Source organism: Mesorhizobium sp. M1E.F.Ca.ET.045.02.1.1, from assembly GCF_003952485.1.
Taxonomy (GTDB): domain Bacteria; phylum Pseudomonadota; class Alphaproteobacteria; order Rhizobiales; family Rhizobiaceae; genus Mesorhizobium.
The window spans coordinates 703,971-722,933 of sequence record NZ_CP034447.1 but is presented as its reverse complement, the minus strand read 5'-3'; the positions used below and the strand labels follow the sequence as shown (position 1 = coordinate 722,933).

Annotated in this window: 15 protein-coding genes and 1 pseudogene; 9 read left to right on the top strand and 7 right to left on the bottom strand. The window is 64.9% G+C overall.

What is annotated here, in order from left to right:
* Positions 1 to 133: 133 nt before the first annotated feature.
* From EJ070_RS36935 to EJ070_RS03365, 3 genes and pseudogenes are all read left to right on the top strand, one after another.
* Positions 134 to 284: pseudogene (locus EJ070_RS36935) on the top strand (short-chain dehydrogenase); the annotation flags it as partial.
* 132 nt (positions 285 to 416) lie between these two features.
* Positions 417 to 1,199 (top strand): SDR family NAD(P)-dependent oxidoreductase, encoded by a 783-nt coding sequence (locus tag EJ070_RS03370; RefSeq protein ID WP_126090053.1) that lies wholly within the window; start codon positions 417 to 419, stop codon positions 1,197 to 1,199.
* Positions 1,200 to 1,361: 162 nt separating this feature from the next.
* The gene (locus tag EJ070_RS03365) at positions 1,362 to 2,444 is read left to right on the top strand and encodes a tartrate dehydrogenase (protein ID WP_126095621.1); all 1,083 of its coding nucleotides are present in this window, start codon (positions 1,362 to 1,364) and stop codon (positions 2,442 to 2,444) included.
* A gap of 394 nt (positions 2,445 to 2,838) precedes the next feature.
* Here the strand turns inward: EJ070_RS03365 and EJ070_RS03360 are convergent, their stop codons facing one another.
* On the bottom strand, positions 2,839 to 3,957 hold the full coding sequence (locus EJ070_RS03360) for an FAD-binding oxidoreductase (RefSeq protein WP_126090052.1): 1,119 nt from the start codon (positions 3,955 to 3,957) through the stop codon (positions 2,839 to 2,841).
* 98 nt (positions 3,958 to 4,055) lie between these two features.
* Between EJ070_RS03360 and EJ070_RS03355 the strand changes: the two genes are divergently transcribed.
* The 5 genes from EJ070_RS03355 (at position 4,056) to EJ070_RS03335 (ending at position 10,782) form a co-directional block, all read left to right on the top strand.
* A complete protein-coding gene (locus tag EJ070_RS03355; protein ID WP_126090051.1) occupies positions 4,056 to 4,961 on the top strand; it encodes a LysR family transcriptional regulator in 906 nt (301 codons plus the stop codon).
* Between the two features lie 89 nt (positions 4,962 to 5,050).
* Entirely contained in the window at positions 5,051 to 7,129 is a 2,079-nt protein-coding gene (locus EJ070_RS03350; RefSeq protein WP_126090050.1) for a hydantoinase/oxoprolinase family protein, read from the top strand.
* Between the two features lie 4 nt (positions 7,130 to 7,133).
* Positions 7,134 to 9,119 (top strand): hydantoinase B/oxoprolinase family protein, encoded by a 1,986-nt coding sequence (locus tag EJ070_RS03345; protein WP_126090049.1) that lies wholly within the window; start codon positions 7,134 to 7,136, stop codon positions 9,117 to 9,119.
* Complete coding sequence (locus EJ070_RS03340; RefSeq protein ID WP_126090048.1) at positions 9,116 to 9,418, top strand: (2Fe-2S)-binding protein; 303 nt, start codon at positions 9,116 to 9,118, stop codon at positions 9,416 to 9,418. Before EJ070_RS03345 ends, EJ070_RS03340 begins: the two co-directional genes overlap by 4 nt.
* Positions 9,415 to 10,782 (top strand): FAD/NAD(P)-binding oxidoreductase, encoded by a 1,368-nt coding sequence (locus tag EJ070_RS03335; RefSeq protein WP_126090047.1) that lies wholly within the window; start codon positions 9,415 to 9,417, stop codon positions 10,780 to 10,782. Before EJ070_RS03340 ends, EJ070_RS03335 begins: the two co-directional genes overlap by 4 nt.
* A 38-nt stretch (positions 10,783 to 10,820) precedes the next feature.
* On the opposite strand, the gene EJ070_RS03330 is transcribed toward EJ070_RS03335, so the two are convergent.
* Positions 10,821 to 12,146 carry an FAD-binding oxidoreductase gene (locus tag EJ070_RS03330; RefSeq protein WP_126090046.1) on the bottom strand — a complete coding sequence of 442 codons (1,326 nt, stop codon included), beginning with the start codon at positions 12,144 to 12,146 and terminating at the stop codon, positions 10,821 to 10,823.
* Positions 12,147 to 12,370: 224 nt separating this feature from the next.
* On the opposite strand from EJ070_RS03330, the gene EJ070_RS03325 reads away from it, so the two are divergent.
* Positions 12,371 to 12,847, top strand: a complete 477-nt coding sequence (locus tag EJ070_RS03325) for an Lrp/AsnC family transcriptional regulator (protein ID WP_126085504.1) — start codon at positions 12,371 to 12,373, stop codon at positions 12,845 to 12,847.
* Positions 12,848 to 12,869: 22 nt separating this feature from the next.
* Here EJ070_RS03325 and EJ070_RS03320 read toward each other — a convergent pair whose 3' ends face one another.
* From EJ070_RS03320 to EJ070_RS03300, 5 genes are all read right to left on the bottom strand, one after another.
* Positions 12,870 to 14,525: an ABC transporter ATP-binding protein gene (locus EJ070_RS03320; RefSeq protein ID WP_126090045.1), complete on the bottom strand. Its 1,656-nt coding sequence runs from the start codon at positions 14,523 to 14,525 to the stop codon at positions 12,870 to 12,872.
* Positions 14,522 to 15,373, bottom strand: a complete 852-nt coding sequence (locus EJ070_RS03315; RefSeq protein ID WP_126090044.1) for an ABC transporter permease — start codon at positions 15,371 to 15,373, stop codon at positions 14,522 to 14,524. Before EJ070_RS03315 ends, EJ070_RS03320 begins: the two co-directional genes overlap by 4 nt.
* Entirely contained in the window at positions 15,370 to 16,320 is a 951-nt protein-coding gene (locus EJ070_RS03310) for an ABC transporter permease (protein ID WP_126090043.1), read from the bottom strand. The genes EJ070_RS03315 and EJ070_RS03310 overlap by 4 nt, the downstream gene beginning before the upstream one ends.
* 88 nt (positions 16,321 to 16,408) lie before the next feature.
* Positions 16,409 to 18,019, bottom strand: coding sequence for an ABC transporter substrate-binding protein (locus EJ070_RS03305; protein ID WP_126090042.1), 1,611 nt, complete (start codon positions 18,017 to 18,019; stop codon positions 16,409 to 16,411).
* Positions 18,020 to 18,083: 64 nt separating this feature from the next.
* Complete coding sequence (locus EJ070_RS03300; protein WP_126090041.1) at positions 18,084 to 18,806, bottom strand: HAD-IA family hydrolase; 723 nt, start codon at positions 18,804 to 18,806, stop codon at positions 18,084 to 18,086.
* Between the last annotated feature and the right edge of the window lie 157 nt (positions 18,807 to 18,963).

Here is an 18,963-nt window from a genome sequence, read left to right as displayed (position 1 = left end):
GCCGATTGCGATGCAGGCCGGATCGCGATGGCACGTTAGATCATGTTCGCCGCCCCAGGCGACGTGATTGGGGTGCCGCCGATGTGGCCGACAAGACACAACTGAGCGCGCTAGCCGATCAGGCCTTCCGCACGGCAACTTCTACATCTTGTGCCCTGACAACGAAGTGGATCGCGCCACCGACGAAAAGCGCATCTGCTGGGCGGCTGGCGACATAGCCCGACAACCGTCCACCCCTGTCGCGCTGGCACCCCGATTTTGCCGATGCCCTCAAGGAATGGCTTAATCCTGAGTGCCGCCGTCCATGCCGCGGATGCATGGGGATATCCGAGCTTGGCATTCCACAAGGCGCGCGGCGTCGCGTAAACAAGGCGTGACGGTCCTGCTTCGGTGGCCGCGCGCGAGAGTGCAGCAGCATGGGTGTTTTTGATCGGCTTCGCCTCGATGACAAGCAGGTGTTTATCACGGGCGGCAGTCGGGGGCTGGGGCGTGAAATGGCCCTCGGGCTTGCCGAAGCTGGCGCCGACATTACGATGGCGAGCCGCACAGCGGAAAGTCTGGACAAGACCGCCGCCGACATCCGCGCGATGGGCCGCAAGGTCGCGACCATCGTTGCGGATATGAGCGATCCCTCCACCTGCGAAGCTGCCTGCCTTAAGGCGGTGGCCGCGCAGGGCAGCTTTGACATCCTTGTGAACAATATCGGCGGGCGGCGGATGAACGTGCCTCTCGAGGATATGCCATTGGACCAGTGGAAGGCACTGGTTGACCTGAACCTGACTTCGACCTTCCTGTGCTGCAAGCACATCGGCGGCGCGATGATCCGGCGCGGCCAGGGCGGGCGCGTGATCAACCTTGCCTCGATAAACGCCATGGTCGCGGGCCGCAACATCCAGGGCCGGCATTACGAGACGGCAAAGGCCGGGGTGCTGATGCTAACCCGGAGCCTTGCTGTGGACTGGGCACGGCACGGAATCACTGTCAACGCGATCTGCCCGGGCATCTTCGAAACCGAGCCGAACAAGCTTTGGGCACAGAAGAATCCAGAAATCATCGAAGCTTATGTGCAGACCATACCGATGGGCAAGTTGGGAGATCCCGAAGACCTCGGCGCGCTGGCGGTTTACCTTGCCAGCGATGCGGCCCGCTACATGACTGGGGCGGCGTTGGTGATCGACGGCGGTTATGTGTGCCTCTAAGTGCATGCCTACCCGCGCAGGTACCTGCGCTACTCAAGCTCTATGGCCAGGCCAGAAGATCGAGCGCGAGGCCCTGAAGCTCAATGCGCAGCGCGCCCGGTCGCGATAGCCTCCATCCTTGGCTTGGCGCTCCCTGCTCATCGCATGCCAAGGAGATTGACAGTGCGCAAATATTCGATCGCTGCAATTCCCGCAGACGGAATTGGACCAGAGGTCATTGATGCCGGGATCACCGTGCTCGAGGTGCTGGCCGCGCAGCGCGGCGACTTGAAGCTGGAATTCAGCCTCTTCGATTGGGGATCGAATTATTATAAGCGCAACGGCGTCATGATGCCGGCCGACGGACTGGAACGGCTCAGGAAATTTGACGCCATCTATTTTGGCGCCGTCGGCGCGGCCGACGTACCCGACCATGTCACCCTTTGGGGGCTGCGCCTGCAAATCTGTCAGGGTTTCGATCAATACGCCAATGTGCGGCCGACCAAGATCCTGCCCGGCATTGCTTCTCCGCTGCGCGACGTGCGGGCCGGCGACCTCGACTGGGTGATCGTGCGCGAGAATTCGGAGGGTGAGTATTCAGGCGCCGGCGGACGGGTGCATCGCGGTCTGCCGGAAGAAGTCGGAATGGACGTGTCTGTCTTCACCCGCGTCGGCGTGGAGCGCATCATTCGCTACGCCTACCGGTTGGCGCAGTCCCGGCCGCGCAAGCTCTTGACCGTGGTCACCAAATCGAACGCGCAGCGCCATGGCATGGTGATGTGGGACGAGATCGCCGAGAATGTCTCGCACGAATTTCCCGACGTCACCTGGGACAAGATGCTCGTGGACGCCATGACCGTGCGCATGGTGCTGAAGCCGCAGAGTCTCGACACGATCGTGGCGACGAACCTTCATGCCGACGTGCTTTCAGATCTCGCAGGCGCACTGACTGGCAGCCTTGGCATTGCGCCTACGGCTAACATCGACCCCGAAAGGCGTTTCCCGTCCATGTTCGAGCCCATTCACGGATCGGCATTTGATATCGCCGGCAAAGGCATTGCCAATCCTATCGCCACATTCTGGACCGCGGTGCAGATGCTCAGTCACCTGGGCGAGCATGGGGCGGCCGATCAGCTTATGCGAGCCATTGAGCGCGCTGGTGAAGCCGGCATAATGACGCCCGATGTTGGCGGCAAGGCAACCACACGCCAAGTCACCGAGGCGGTCAGCAACGCCATACGAGGGCGCAACGTTTTGATGGGCTGATTTTGCTCCCGTTCGCCGACGGGCCGGCTAGGGCAACTGGCGAAGCGGCTTAGAGTTCCGCTTTATCGTCTGCACAATCGCGAGTTCGAGCAAAACCAGCGGCGAGATCATACGGAACGATACGGGAAAGCATCTGAATTTGGCCCACGAAAAGAGGAATAGAATCAAAGCTTTGAGTACATCCTCAGCGACTGACATAATCCTTATTCGCCAACAGCTTACGAAGCGGTTCGCCGAAGTCGATTCAAGAAGCTTGGTCTAGCCGTTCGCCGATCGCGTTTGTCATCTGCGGAACGGCAGCTTTGCGCCCAATGTCCGCCATAGCGCTAAGCTCTGCCGTCCCTGAAACCGGTCATTGCTGTGTCCTGGAAAGGCCAATCTTATCGATTCGTCGTCAGGCCGCGCGGCCAAACCGATCCACCCTGAAATCGTCGAGCGGCGTTGCGCAACGGCCGGTCGTTATGAGTTCCGCCATGGCGTCGCCAACGCCGGGACCGAGTTGGAAGCCGTGACCGCAGAACCCGAAGGCGTGGAACAGGCCCGGCGTCGTGGCCGATTGCCCCATCACCGGCAGCATATCTCGAACATAACCCTCGCAGCCCGACCATGTGCGGATTACTGCGACCCGTGCGATGGCGGGCATGAGCCGCGCGACGGCGCGCAATTGTATCGGCAGCCGCATCGGATCGGCGCTCGCGTGGCCTGGATCGAGGTCGACCGATACCCTTTCGGCCGCCCCGCCGAAGACGATGTTGCCTCGCTCGACCTGACGCAGATAAGCGCCATAATCCTTGTCGCGAGTCCAGATGCCGACCACCGGCAGGACCCGATATGGCAGCGGCTCGGTCACGCCCATCTGCGGACCGCGTGCGTCGAGCGGCACCATTTCGCCGAATTGCGCGGCGACGCGCGCACCCCAGGCGCCGGCGGTGTTAAGCAGGCATTCGGCGGCGAACGACCCTCTCGAAGTGGCGACAAGGAAACCGGAGACGGTGTGCTTGATCGTCTCAACTTCGGCCTCCTCGACGAGTTCCGCGCCGAGCTTTTGGACTGCCTCAGCAAAAGCCAGCGCGATCAGCCGCGGATTGCCGCTGCCGTCATCCGGCGAGAACGACGCCGCGATCGCTTCAGGACCGAGGCCGGGAAACCGGGAGCGGATTTCGCGCGAGCCAAGTTCCTCCAGCTCCAGCCCCCAGGGCCTCGCGGCTTGAGCGTAGGCCCGCATGTCGGCAAGACTTCCCTCATCGAAGATCAGTCGGATGTGGCCGGTGGCGCGGAATTCGACGTCGCGGCCAAGCATCTTTTCAGCCTCGCCCCACAGGCTGAGCGAGCGGTGGGCGAGCGGAAGCTGCGACAGGTGACGCCCGGTGCGCCGGATGTTGCCGAACGAGGCGACGGTCGCCCCAGTGCCGATCCGGTTGCGTTCGATCAGTGTCACGCGCGCGCCGCGTCTTGCGAGGAAATAGGCCGAAGCCGTCCCCATCAGGCCGCCGCCCAGCACGATCACATCCATAGTCGATCCTTGATCCTTGGATGCATCTTGTCGGCGCCGCGGCATTGCGTCAAAGATGGGTTTGGGCAAGACCCATAAGCTTTACCTATGGAGTGGCAATGCGGGCCCGGCAGCTCGAAGTGTTCATCGCCGTCATGCGCGCCGGCACCGTGACCGCCGCGGCACGGATGCTGAACATCTCCCAGCCTGCGCTCAGCCAGATCCTGCTCCACACCGAGGACGAACTCGGCTTCACGCTGTTCGAGCGGGTTAAGGGCAGGCTGCGACCGACCCCGGAGGCGCTCGAGATCTTCCCCGATGCCGAGAGGCTGTCGGCGGGGCTCGACGGTTTGCGCCGCAAGACCACCGACCTGCGCCTGGGTCGGGCAGGGCTGGTGCGGGTCGCTGCCTCGCCGCCGCCGGCCATGTCGATATTGCCGTGCGCCTTCACCAGGTTCCGGGCGCAGCATCCCTACATATTGCTGCGTTCCCATAGCGCGCCGATCGCCGCAATCGTCGACATGCTGCGCGCCGGCGATGCCAGCCTCGGCGTGGCCATGGACGATCGCCTGCCTCCCGACATCGAGGCCGAGGTGATCGGGAATATAGGTTTCGCGTGCCTGCTGCCCGCCGGGCATGCGTTGGTCAGGAAAACCGAGCTGACGCTCGCCGATCTCGCCGGCGAGGAGTTGATATCCTATCGCGGAAACACCCGTCCCGCCGACGAGTTGGCCCACGCGGCTCGCGCGCAGGGCGTGGCGCTTTCGCCGTCGCTTGAGATCGACGCATCCATCTCCGCGGTCGGCTTCGTCCAGGCCGGTCTGGGTATCGGCCTGGTCGACGCGCTGCTGCCGTGGCAGCAGTTTGCCGGGCTTGCCGTCAGGCCGCTGGCGGCCGGGCCGGAATTTCCGATCGCGCTGCTTACGTCGCGCGCACGAGCCCTTTCGCGGGCCGACGAGATGATGCGCGACGAAATCCGCGAGGCGTGTGCCGCCGTCCTGGGTGACCATCGCGCGAAAGTATAAGCAAGACTTATATCCTTGCCCGTCATCCATCTTGGACCCTGACCATCCGCTCGTGCCAGCTTTGGTCGGCAGACAGGAAGGGACGCATCATGGATGGTGCCATTGCGGCGGATGAAGCGCGGAGCAAGGCCGACTGGAAGGTCGGCGTCGATATCGGCGGGACATTCATCGATTTCTGCGCGCTCGAAGCCAATTCCGGACGCGTCGCCTCGCTGAAAGTGCTGACGACGCCGGAAGATCCGGGCGCCGAGCTGATGACGGGTCTCACCCTGCTGGCCGAACGCGAAGGCTTCGATCCGACCCATATGACGCGCTTCGTGCACGGCACGACCGTCGGCATCAACACGATCATCCAGCGCAAGGGCGCGCCGCTGGCGCTGTTCACCAATGCCGGCTTCGAGGACGTGATCGAACTCGCGCGGCTTCGCATGCCGGACATGTATTCGCTGTTCTGCTCGCGGCCGGACCCGCTGATCTCGCGCGACATGGTCTTCGGCATTCCGGCTCGCATGCGTGCCGACGGCAGCGAATCCCGGGCACCGGACACGGCGGCGGTGAAAAGCGCGGTCGCCGCGGCGAAAGCGAACGGGGCGCAAGGGATCATCGTCTCCTTCCTCCACGCCTGGCGCAACGCCGCGCAGGAAGCTTCCGTGAAGGCGGCGATTGCGCGTCTTGCGCCCGACCTCTTCGTCTTCACCTCGGCCGAGGTCTGGCCGGTCATCCGCGAATACGAGCGCAGCTCGACCGCCATCCTCAATGGCTATGTCCATCCGCGCGTCTCAGGCTATCTGACTGCGCTGGAAGAGCGGCTGAAGGGCCGCGGCGTGCCTGCACGCCCCATGCTGACGAAGTCGAACGGCGGGCTGATGAACGCTGCCGAAGGCAAGCGCGCATGCGTGAACATGCTGCTGTCGGGGACGGCCTCCGGTGTCATCGGCGCGGCGTGGCTGGCGCGTCAAGCCGGAGAAGACAAGGTTCTTACGCTCGACATCGGGGGCACGTCGGCCGACTTCGCGCTCATCATCGGCGGCGAGGCGCAGTTCGGAACCGGCGAACTGATCGGCGAATTCCCGCTCCATATCCCGTCCGTGTCGGTGAGCTCGATCGGCGTCGGCGGCGGCTCGATCGCTAGTGTCGACGCGCAAGGCGTGTTGCGCGTCGGACCGGAATCGGCGGGCTCGACGCCGGGACCTGCATGCTATGGCCGTGGTGGCGAGCGGGCGACGGTGACGGACGCCATGGTGGTCTGCGGATGGCTCGGCCACAGCGCGATGGCCTATGGCCAGCTCAGGATCGATACCCAACTGGCGCATCGCGCGGTCGGCGACCTTGCTGCCCGGCTCGGCCGCCCGGTCGAGCAGACTGCGCAGGCGATCCTCGACATCGCGGTGTCGGAGATGTTCGTCGAGGTCGAGAAGCTCGCCTCGCGCGCCGGCGTCGACCTGCGCGAATTCACGCTGATGCCCTTCGGCGGCGGCGGCCCGATGCTCGGCGCCTTCCTGGCTCGCGAGCTCGGCATGAAGCGGGTCATGGCGCCGCGCCGCCCCGGCGTGGTATCGGCGCTGGGCGGGCTGGTGGCCGATCTGCGCGGAGACTTCATCCGCACCATCTTCAGCCCGTTGTCGGGCGCGTCGCTCCCCGAAATCCGCGAGGCCTTCGAGGCGCTTGCGCGAGAGGGGCGCGACTGGCTCGCGGCGCAGGGGCACGATGCGGCCGCTGAGCTCAATTTCTCCTGCGACATGCGCTACGTCGGGCAGAGCTACGAGATCGAGGTCGTGCTGTCGCCGCAATGGCTGGCGGATGGCGACGCCGCCGCCATCGAGCAAGCCTTCCACCGAACCCATGAGCAGCTCTACGACTTCCATGATCCGGAGGGCGAGATCGAGCTTGTGAACGTCCGACTGTCGGCAATAGGCGCAGGGCCGGCGCTCTTCTTCCCGGAGACCGACGAGATCGACGCCCCGGCCAGTCCGGCGCGCCGGCTCCCGGTCTATACGGGCCAAAGCATCGAGACGGTCGATCTCCACGACCTGCAGACTCTAGTGCCTGGCAGCACGTTCCGAGGACCCGCTGTGGTGGTGCAGGAAGACACGACCTTCGCCATCCCCGCGGGAGCGCAGGCACGGGTCGACCGCCATCTCAACCTTCTGCTGACCTTCGCGGAGTGACGCCATGTTTGACCGCACAAACCTTCAGGTTCTGGCGAACCATGCCCGCGCGGCCGCCGAGAACATGGCGCACACGCTGCATCGCACCGCGCACTCCGCCTTCGTCAAGGAAACGCAGGACTTCACCGTGATGCTGATGGACCGTTGGGGGGCGACCTTCGCCGTCCCGATGGAACTCGGCGCCACCTGGTATCCCGGGCTTTCCTATCACCGTGCAATCGCGATGGTCGACGACTACCGGCCGGGCGACGTCGCCTTCACCAACGATCCTTATTCGGGCCACGTCGCCACGCACGCGCCCGACACGCATTTGTGGAAGCCCGTCTTCGTCGACGGTGAGATCGTCGCCTGGACCGGAGGGCACATCCACAACACCGACATGGGCGGGGCGGTGCCGGCTTCGCTCAGCCGCGCGCTGACCGAAATCCATCAGGAAGGTATCCGCTTTCCGCCGATGAAGCTGGTGCGGGAAGGCGTCTTCGACGAGACGATCCTGCGGATCATGAGCACCAATGTGCGCAAGCCCGAGCTCAACATCGGTGACATCAAGGCACTGGTCGGCGCGCTCAACACCGGCGAGCGCAAGATCCAGGCGATGGTGAAAAAATTCGGCAAGGCCGGATTCATCGAGGGTGTTTCGGCACTTCTCGACCATGCGGAGGCGCAGGCGCGCGATGTGCTGCGCGCCATGCCCGACGGCACTTGGGAGTTCGCCGACTATGCCGACGAGGATTCGGTCGAGGCCAATCCCTGCCGGCTGAAGCTGACGCTGACGATCGACGGCGACGAAGCGGTGCTCGACTTTACCGGCTCCGATCCGCAGCTCGGCTCCTCGCTCAACGTTCCATCGGGCGGCGACCCGCGCCACACCATGCTGCTCGTCGGTGTCTACTACGTGCTCTATACGCTTAATCCGAAGCTCCTGCTCAACATGGGCCTCACGCGGCCATTCACCTGTATTACGCCGCAAGGGTCGGTGCTGAACCCTGTCCATCCGGCGGCGGTCGGCATGCGCTCGCTCACTTGCGCGCGGCTGCGGTCGGTCATCTTCGGCGCCTTCTCGCAGGCCGTGCCCGAGCGCCTCCCTGCCGCCCCGGCCGGCAACAACTGCATCGTCAACGTCATGACCGTCGATGAGCGCACCAGCCGGAGCGTCATCGCGGCGGTGAACCCGGTGGTGGGCGGCGGCGGCGCGATGCCGCATCGCGATGGCACCAACGGATCGGGCGCCGATGCCGCCTATCTCAAGAACACGCCGATCGAAATCACCGAGACCGAAACCCCGGTCGAGTTCGTGAAATACGGGCTCGCCCGGGATAGTGGCGGCGCGGGCCGCTGGCGCGGCGGGCTGGCGACCGAAATGGCCTTCCGCGTCTTTGCCCCCGACTCCAGGATCACGGCCCGCAATCGCGACCGCAGCTTCTTCCGTCCCTGGGGCGTGCTGGGCGGCAAGGCGGCGGGCCTGTCGGACATGGTCGTCAATCCGGGGACCGGGCACGAGCGGCGGCTGGGCAACATCGACACAGCGGTCCTGCAGCCGGGCGACGTGCTGGAGATCCGCTCCGCCGGCGGCGGCGGGCGCGGCGATCCGCATCAGCGCGAGCCCTGGCGGGTCGCGCAGGACGTGCGGCGTGGCTACGTCTCGGCGGCAGCAGCCGAAAGCGAGTATGGCGTCGTCATTCGCGACGGCGAGGTCGACCGGCAGGCGACGGAGCGGCTGCGCGCCGGACAAAAGCCTTCCGCCGGCCATTTCCATTTCGGCCCGGAGCGCGAAGGCTATGAAGCGCAGTGGACACAGGCTGCCTATGGCCGGCTCCACGCTCTGCTGGACGCCTTGCCGATCCACTGGCGCTTCTTCGCCAAGACGGAGATCTTCCGCCGCATGAAAGGCCGCTCCGGGCCGGAAGGCGTCCAGGCGGCTTTCGACGCGGCCTGCGAACGGTTTCCCGAATTGCCCCGTCCCGGTGCGGTCCGGGAGGCCGCGGAATGAACACCGCCGGCCGCATCGTCCGGCTGGCCGAGTTCGACCGGGCACAGGTGCGCTTCTTTCTCGACGGTGAGATGCGTGGCGCGCTTGCAGGCGACACCGTGCTGATCGCCATTCTGGCTTCAGGACACGCGTTGCGAAACTCCGAGTTCGGACCTGAGCCGCGCGCCGGCTTCTGCCTGATGGGAGCCTGCCAGGATTGCTGGGTGTGGCAGGAGGAGGGGCCGCGTCTGCGGGCATGCTCGACACCTGTTGCCGAAGGCATGCGGTTGCGCACGACGCCTCCGGAGAACTGGCCGTGAGCGAGACGTCATCGCCGCGGATCGTGATCGTGGGCGCGGGTCCGGCCGGCATAAGGGCCGCCGCGACGCTGGTCGAGGCCGGGCTCCACCCGGTGGTGATCGACGAAGGGCATTCCGCGGGCGGGCAGATCTATCGTCGTCCGCCTATCGGGTTCGTCCGCACACCGGAACAGCTCTACGGGCCGGAGGCGGCGAAGGCCCGCGCACTGCATGCGCTTTTCGACCGGCTGGCCGAAGAGGGGCGGCTCACTTATTGCGCGCGCAGCTCGGTCATCGCCGCGCATGAGGGGCGGCTGCACGTGCTGGGAGAGGGCGGCGTGGAGGTGATCGGCTATGACCGCCTGATCCTTGCCACCGGCGCATCCGACCGCGTCGCTCCCGTTCCCGGCTGGCAGAGCGCCGGCGTCTATAGCCTTGGCGCGGCGCAGATCGCGCTCAAGGCGCAGGGCGTAGCCCTCGGGAGGCGGATCGTGCTCATCGGATCGGGGCCCTTGCTGACGCTGGTCGGCGCGCAACTCCTCAGGGCCGGAGCGGATGTGGCGGCGGTGCTCGACACCTCATCTTTGCGCCAGCAGATGCGGGGGCTCTGGGGACTTGCGGCCCTTCCTATCGTTGCGCTGCGCGGCGTGGCCCTGCGGGCGCGGCTCGGCGGCCGCTATCATGCCGGCGTGACGCTCGGGCGGATCGAGGCCGATACATCGGGCGTCACGGCGATGCGCTGGCGCGATGCCGGCGGCCGGGAGCACCTCACCCCATGCGACATGGTCGGCATGGGCTGGCACCTGCGGGCGGAGACGCATCTGGCCGACCTGACGGGATGCGCCTTCATTTATGACGAGCAGTGGCAACAATGGCTGCCGAAGACCGACGATATGGGCAGGGCCGGCAACGGAGTCTATCTTGCCGGCGATGGGGTTCGTCTCCTCGGGGCGGATGGCGCGGAAATAGCGGGGCGTCTTGCTGCAACGGTGTGCCTTTCCGATCTCGGGCGTCCGGCGCCTTCCGTCAATGCCGACCTGCGCAAGCTGGCGCGGCTCGAACGCTTTGCCCGCGGGCTGGCTCGCGCCTTTCCCTGGCCGTTCGAGATGGTGCGGGCGCTGCCCGACGAGGCGATCGTTTGTCGCTGCGAGAATGTGAGCGCTGGCGCCATACGCGAGAGCGTGGAACGCGGCGGCGGCGAGGCCAACAGGGTGAAATCGCTGTCACGCGCCGGCATGGGGCGCTGCCAGGGGCGCTATTGCCAGTTGGCGGCCGCCGAACTCGTCGCGGCCCAAGCCGGTTGTGCGCTCCATACCGTCGGCCGGTTTCGCGGGCAGGCTCCTGTGCGGCCGGCGCGGATCGGCGCTTTTCTTGGGAAAGGCTGATGCAATTGCGAAAGCCGGAGATTGGCGTCCGTTACGTCTTAGAAATCGGCAACCTTCCCCCAGGCCGAGTCATCGAAGCGCCGCGGATCGTAGGATGTCGCATCGACGATCGGTTCCGACCCGGTCACCAGATCGGCGACGAGATGCCCGGCGCCCGGCCCGATGCCGAAGCCGTGTCCCGAGAATCCGGCAGCCAGGAAGAAGCCCGGAACGGTATCTATCTCGCCGATGGCGGGCACGCCGTCCGGCGTGCTGTCGATATAGCCGGCCCAGGCAGCACTTATCCTGGTCTGGCGCAGAGCCGGCAGCAGCTCGACCGCGCGGGCGTGGGTCAGGCGGATGGTCGCCCGATCCGGGACCGGATCGAGGATGCGCATGCGCTCCATCGGCGTCGGCCGGTCGAGCCGCCAGCGCTGCAGCGTTTCGTGACCCGAACGCATGCCCTGCAGGCCGCCAGGCGCGAGGCTTCGCCAGCGCTTCAGGAACATCGGGACGAACTGCGAGGAGAAGCGCAGTTGCTGCGGCGTCACGTCCACGCGTCCGCGTCCGCTGATCGCAAGCGTGTAGCCACCGTCGCTGCGGCGCGTGACCGAAATCCTTGCCGTGTGCAGCGCATCCGGCAGGCCCTCGGCGCCGGGCGAAACGGACAGGATGGAGGAGCGGACCGATGCCTGCGGGAAGCGGAAGCCGAACTGATGGCAAAAGGAGGACGCCCAGGCGCCGCCGGCAAGCACCGCCACCTTCGTCCGGATCGTACCGCTTTCCGTCATCACACCGCTCAAGCGCCCGCCCTCGGTCTCGATACCGCGCGCAGCACAATTCTGGTGCACGCTGCCGCCGAGCTTGAGTATGGCGCGGGCGACCGCGGGCGCGGCCTGCGACGGATCGGCGGTGCCGTCGGTCGGCGAGAAGACGCCGCCCTTCCAGATACGGCCCGTGGCGTGACCGCGCGCGCTCGCTTCGGCGCTGTCGAGCATGTGGGTGGTGACGCCGGCCGTTTTGGCAAAGTCACGCCAGCGCGCCCAGCCCGCCAGTTCCGCGTCGTCATTGCTGAGGTACAGCAGGCCGCAGCGGCGGAAGCCGGTGTCCTCGCCGGTTTCTTCCGCAAAGCGAGCCCACAGGTCGAGGCTGTGGGTGGCCATCGGCAGCTCGCGCGCGTCGCGGTTCTGCTGGCGGCACCACCCCCAGTTCCTCGAGGATTGCTCGGCGCCGATGCGGCCCTTTTCGACGAGCGCGACCTTCATGCCGCGCCATGCCAGATAGTAGGCCGCGAAGACACCCACGATGCCGCCGCCGATCACCACCGCGTCCGCGGATTGCGGCAGTTCGCCGGATGTTTCGATTTGCTGCAGGGGCGCGCGCATGATCCTCTCTGTCTTGACGCTTCAATCTACCGCCTTGCGCAGGCAGCCGGTGCTGCAATTGAGGCTGAGGCAGAATTTTATTCCGGCAGGCTCGCTGAAATCGAGAGTCCCTGCGTTTCAAAGCGGCACCCGCCTGGATGGACAGGCCGGCGGGCTGTGGTAGTGTCAATCGTTATAGACAGAGCAGCATTTTGTGCTGTGGTTTGCATTCTTCGGAGATGACCGTGAAACTGGATCGGATCGATATTAAGATTCTTCACGAACTGCAGAAGAACGGCCGCATCACCAATGTGGAACTGGCCGAGCTGGTGCATCTGTCGCCGAGCCCGTGCCTGATGCGGGTCAAGAAGCTTCAGTCGGAAGGCTATATCGAAGGCTATTCCGCGCAGGTCAATCTCGGCAAGCTCGGCCAGACACTGACCGTGTTCACCGAGATTACCTTGAAGAACCACCGCCAGGTGGACTTCGCCCGCTTTCTCGCCGTCGTGGAGAAGATCGACCAGGTCATCGAATGCCACCTCGTGTCGGGCGGCTACGACTACCTGATGAAATTCGTCACCGCCGGCATCGGCGAGTATCAGACGATCATGGAGCGGCTGACCGACATGGATATCGGCATCGACAAGTATTTCAGCTTCGTGGTGCTGAAGTCGCCCATCGTCAAAGCGCACATGCCGTTGCCCAGCCTGTTCCCGATGTGAAGCGTGGCCGCCTCGAATTCCTCTACCTGTGGCCGTACTGGCTGACCAATTCGGGGTCGCGGACGAGGCCGTCGAGCCAGGTCGGATCGAGCTTCGGCACGGAGGAGAACAGAAGCTTGGAATAGGGGTGGGTCGGCGCCTTCACCTTGTCGGGCGTGATCTGCTCCACCCGCTCGCCATTGTACATCACCATGATCTCGTCGCAGATGGCCTCGACGACGGAAAGGTCGTGGCTGATGAAGATGTAGGAGAGGCCGAGCTCGCGCTGCAACTCCTTGAGCAGCTCGATCACGGCTGACGCCACCACCGTGTCGAGCGCCGACGTGATTTCGTCGCAGATGATGAGCTTGGGGTTGGCCGCGAGCGCGCGCGCGAAGTTCACCCGCTGCTTCTGGCCGCCCGACAGCTCCGCCGGATGACGGTAGCGCAGCGCCTTCGGCAGGCGCACCATGTCGAGCAGTTCGTCGACCCGCTTCGAGCGGGCCTGCCTGTCGAGCCGGTGATAGAAGGCCAGCGGGCGGGAGATGATGTCCTCGATAGGCTTTGCCGGATTGAGCGCGGTGTCGGCATATTGGAACACGATCTGCATCTCGCGCAGCTGGTCCTGGCTGCGTTTCCTGGCGGTGCGCTCCAGTTCCTTGCCGTCGAAGACGATGTCGCCGGCCGCCGCCGGATGGATACCGGCGATGACCCGCGCCAGCGTCGATTTCCCGCAGCCGGATTCGCCGATGATGCCGAGGTTGCGCCCCTTCTCCACGACCAGGCTGACGGACTGGACGGCGCGGATGAGCGGCAGACCGTCGGCGCGGACCGCCCCGTAGCCGGCTGTCAGGTTGTCGATACGCAGCAGCGGCTTCGGTCCGGCTTCCGCGTCCGTCCGCGTTTGCCGCGCCTTCGGTTCGAAGGCAGCCAGCAGCTCCCTCGTATAGGGGTGCTTGGCAGCCGAAAGAATTTCTCGCGTCGTGCCGGTCTCCTGCACCTCGCCGCCCTTCAGCACCACGATGCGATCGGCGATCTGGGCGACGACCGCGAGGTCGTGGGATACGTAGACACCCGCTATGCCGCCCGCCTTCATCACCGACTTGAATGCCTTCAGCACGTCGATCTGCGTCGTCACGTCGAGCGCCGTCGTCGGCTCGTCGAAGATGACCAGCTTGGGATCGCCGATGAGCGCCATGGCCGCCGCCAGGCGCTGCAATTGCCCACCCGAAACCTGGTGCGGATAACGGGCACCGATCCCTTCCGGGTCCGGCAGCGACAAGGCCCTGAACAGCTCGATTGCGCGCTTTCGCGCCTGGTCCGGGGGCATCAGCCGGTGGATGCGCGTGACCTCGATCACTTGCTCCATGATCGTGGATGATGGGTTGAAGGAGGCGGCCGCACTTTGCGGAACATAGGCGATGTCGGTGCCGCGCAGCTTCGCCCGTTCCTTCTCGGCGAGTGCCGCCATGTTCTTGCCGTTGACGTTGATCTCGCCGCCGGTGATCCGGCAGCCGGGCCGTGGGTGGCCCATGAGCGAGAGCGCCACTGTCGTCTTGCCGGAGCCGCTCTCGCCGATCAGGGCGACGATCTCGCCGTCGGCGATGTCGATGCTGACGCCCTTGATGATTTCGACCAGACGTCCGGCGTGGGTCGTGGCCTCGATCCTCAGGTTCCTGACCTCGACGAGGTTGGTCATGCGTCACGGTCCCTGATCTTCTGCGGCAGGTTGTCGATCAGCAGGTTGACGCTGATGGTGAGGCTGGCGATCGCCAGCGAGGGCACGATGACTGCAGGAGCCGCGAAGGGCAGGCCGCCGATGTTCTCGCGCACCAGCGCGCCCCAGTCGGCTAAAGGCGGCTGCAGGCCGAGCCCGAGGAAGGAGAGGCCCGAGAGCAAAAGCACGATGAAGACGAAGCGCAGGCCGAAGTCGGCCAGCACCGGACGGATGATGTTGGGCAGGATCTCGGACCCGATGAGATAGGCCGTGCTCTCACCACGGACGCGGGCGACGGTCATGAAGTCCATGGTGTTGATGTTGACGGCGAGCGCCCGTGCGAAGCGGTAGGCGCCGGGGATGTAGATGACGGCGAGCGTCAGGATCAGCACCGGGATCGACGAGCCGACTGCGGCCACGACGACAAGGCCGAACAGCTTGCTCGGGATGGAGTTCATCGCGTCGAGGAAGCGGCTGAGGCAGGTGTCCAGCCAACCGCCGGTGACGGCGGCGATCATGCCGAGCACGACGCCCGAAAAGCAGGCGATGGAGACGGCGGCGAGCGATATGCCGACGGTGTAGCGTGCGCCCATCAGAACCCTGGAGAGCATGTCGCGGCCCAGATAGTCGGAGCCGAGCCACAGCCCCTGACGCATCGGGCCGAAATAGTCGTCGTCGACGATGTCGCCGATCGGATGGGGAATGATATAGGGCGCGAAGATCGCGATCAGCGTCCACGCCAGGATGACCAGCGAGGCCACGACGCCCACGAGGTTGTAGCTGTGGCCCAGGAAGGACCTTCGGGAGGCTTCCACGCGCGCCATCGTCATCTGAGCCTCGGGTTGGACATGATGGCGATGATATCGGCGGCCGTGATGAGCAGGAGATAGCCGAGGCAGAAGATCATCGCGCAGCTCTGGATCAGCGGCAGGTCGCGGGTCGCGACCGCATCGACCATCAATTTGGCGATGCCGGGATAGTTGAAGATCGTCTCCACGATGATGACGCCGCCGACCAGGTAGGACAGCGAGAGCGCGACCGCGTTGACGATCGGCCCGAGCGCGTTGGGAAGCGCGTGCCTCAGCACCATGCGGCTGCGCGAGGCGCCCTTGAGGAGCGCCATCTCGACATAGGGCGTGGAAAGCGTTTCGATCACCGCGGCACGGGTCATGCGGATCATCTGGGCGGAGATGACGAAGGTGAGCGTGATCACCGGCATCGCGTAGATGCGCACGAGGTCGGTCAGCGAATGCGCCTCGTTCACCGAGGACAGCGCCGGCAACCATCTGAGATAGACGGCAAAGAGCAGGACCGCCAGCGTCGCGACCATGAACTCCGGCACGGAGATGACGCCGATCGAAAGCACGGTGACGGTGCGGTCGTAGAGGGAGCCGCGCAGCATCGCGGCGGTGATGCCGAGCGTCAGCGCCAGCGGCACCGAGATCAGCGTGGTGATGCTGGCCAGCTTCATGGTGTTGACGAAGCGCCCGCCGATCAGCGCCGCGACCGGCATGTCGTTGGCATAGGAGGTGCCGAGATCGCCATGGAGCAGGCCGACAAGCCAGCGCAGGAAGCGCAGAATCGCCGGATCGTTGAGGTGCATGGCTTCGCGCAGGCCGGCGACGGCCTCGGGGGTCGCCGCCTGGCCAAGCAGGATCGACGCGGTGTCGCCAGGCAGCATGCTGGTGGCGAAAAACACGGCGAACAGGACTATCAGAAGGGTGACGACCGCGACAGCCAGCCGCTTCACCACGAGGTTGAGAACCCCAGACTTCATGGAAGCGCTCCCTGCGGTTGCGTTAGGCCAAACAATCTTGCGCAATGCAGTGCCGGGGACCGGCTGACCGGTCCCCGGCAGGCGCCCCTCAGGCTTCGAGCCAGAGGTATTCCGCCATTGCGTAGCCCATCATGCCACCGAGCGGGTTCGCTTCCAAACCCTTCACCTTGCTGGAGAGGGCATCGACGTTGGAGATATAGGCCGGGATGATGGTGCCGGCTTCCTCGGAAACCATACCCTGCATCACGCCGTAGATTTCCTTGCGCTTGGCCTGGTCGAGCAGGCCTCGCGCCTCGACGAGCAGCTTGTCGAACTTCTCGGATTTGTACTGGCTTTCGTTCCACGGCGCGTTGGAAGCGTAAAGCAGCGAGAACAGGATGTCCGGCGTCGGGCGCGGATTGATGTTGCCGAAATGGACCGGCGCCTTGAGCCAGTAATTGTCCCAGTAGCCATCGGACGGGACGCGCTGGACGTCGAGCTTCATGCCGATATCAGCGCCGGCGGCCTGGATGATCACCGCCATGTCGATCGACGAGGTCGCCGCGTCGGAAGCGACCACGGGGATCGGCTGGCCGAGCAGGCCCGCCTTCTGGAAGTGGAACTTCGCCTTGTCCGGGTCGAAGGCCTTCGGCTTGAGATCGGCGTTATGGAAGATATTGGCTGGCGACACGGGCTGGTCGTTGCCGATTTCGCCGAGGCCGCGCAATGCCGATTTGACGATCTGCTCGCGGTTGACGAGGTACTTCATGCCGGCCACGAAATCGGCCTTGCTGCCCGGATCCATGTCGAGCCGGATGTTGAGGTCCGTATAGTTGCCCGAGGTCGTCTTCGACAGCTCAAAGCCCTGCTGGCTCTCCAGCAGCTTCATCGAGCGCGGATTGATCGAGGCCGCAAAATTGATGTCGCCGGAAATCAGGGCGTTGACGCGGGCGCTGTCGTCAGTGATGGCGATGAATTCGAAGGAGTCGAGGTAAGGCTTGCCCGACTTCCAGTAGTTCTTGTTCTTGGTGACCACCGAACGCACGCCCGGTTCGAACGTCTGCAGCACGAAGGCGCCCGTGCCGTTGCCCTTGGAGAAATCGGTGGTGCCGTCGGCGACGATCATGAAGTGATGCAGCGCTAGGATGGTCGGCAGGTCGGCATTCGGATCGGCGAGCGTGATTTCGACAGTCGACTTGTCGACCGCCTTGAAGCCGGTCATCTGCGCGGCGATCTTGGCGACCTTGGAGCCGACCGCCTTGTCGAGATGGCGCTTCAGCGAGAAGACGACGTCGTCGGCGGTGAGGTCCTTGCCGTCATGGAAGGTGACGCCCTTGCGCAGCTTCACGGTCCAGGTCTTGGCGTCCTTGCTGTCGAAGCCTTCAGCCAGCTCCATCTGCGTCTTGCCGTCCTTGTCGAGGAAGGTCAGGCGGTTGTAGAGCGAACAGCAGCGGACATAGTCGGTAGAGAGCGACGCCTTTGCCGGATCGAGCGTATCGGCCGTCGAGGACGACCAGCCGGCCGCCTTGAAATTTCCACCGGAAACCGGGGTGGCGGCGACGGCTTGCGTGGCGCGGCCAAGCACCACGCTGCCCGCGGCAACCGCGGCGCCGCCGGCCAGCAGCATCTTGAGGAGTTCGCGGCGACTGGCGCCTCGCCGAATGGCGTTTTCGACCATGGCATCGTCTGCGCTGGTCCAGTTCGTGATCTTGTCGGTCATGTCATTCCCCTTTCTGTTTCTTTAGTCGGGATGCTCGTCTTGCTGCGGCTTTCCGGGCTTGGGCTCAGGTTCGTTCCTTTAGACTTTCCCGCACGGCCGACGCAAAGGCGGCCATCGAGGTGAAGTGGTGGTCCGGCACGGTGAAGCGCTCGGGCTCTATCGTGCCGCCATAGCCCTTCAGGGCATGGCGGCGCTCAATCCAGCAGTTGGTCATGCCAAGCGCCCGGGAGATGCCGATGTCGTGATACTGGCTTTGCGCGACGTGCAGGATGTCGTCCTTGTCGTCGCCGCGGGCGGCCACGAAATCGAAGACTGCCTGGAAGAAGGCGGGGTCCGGTTTCTCCGTGCCGGTGTCGTCGGTCGTGAAGGTGGCGAAGAAGGGCGATCCGAGCTGCTTCTCGAAATGGTCGAGCGCCCAGCGCCGGGCATTGGTCATGGCAATCAGCCTGTGGGCTTTCGCAAGGTCGGCCAAGGCCGCCGCGCTGTCGGAGAAGCCTTGCCAGGTGCTGGCGGAATCCCGCAGGCGGGCTCCGTATTTCTCCTCGGCCGGCAGGCCGAGCCGCGGCGCGATGACCATGTAGACACGCGCCAGATCGTCAGGGAACAGGCCCGCATCGGGCATGTAGCGAGCCTGCCGGTAAAGGGCCAACGCCTCCTCGCCGTCGAAGGAGACACCAGCTTCGGCGGCGATGCCGGCCAGGCAGCTCGTGATGCCCCCTTCGAAGTCGATCAGCGTGCCGACCACATCGAAGGTCATGTATTTGAATTCGCTAAAGCCCCTGGCCAAATCTGGCTCTCCTCTGCGCGCGACCGAATTGCATCATGCTGAACAGAACAAAATTCCGTGCTGTCCGGGGCGTCGGCCTTTTTCAAAACCTGGAAATTCGGGCTTTCTGGCCTTGTCTTTAAAAGCAGTCTGGCACTTCCCCCGCGCTGGATTCGCC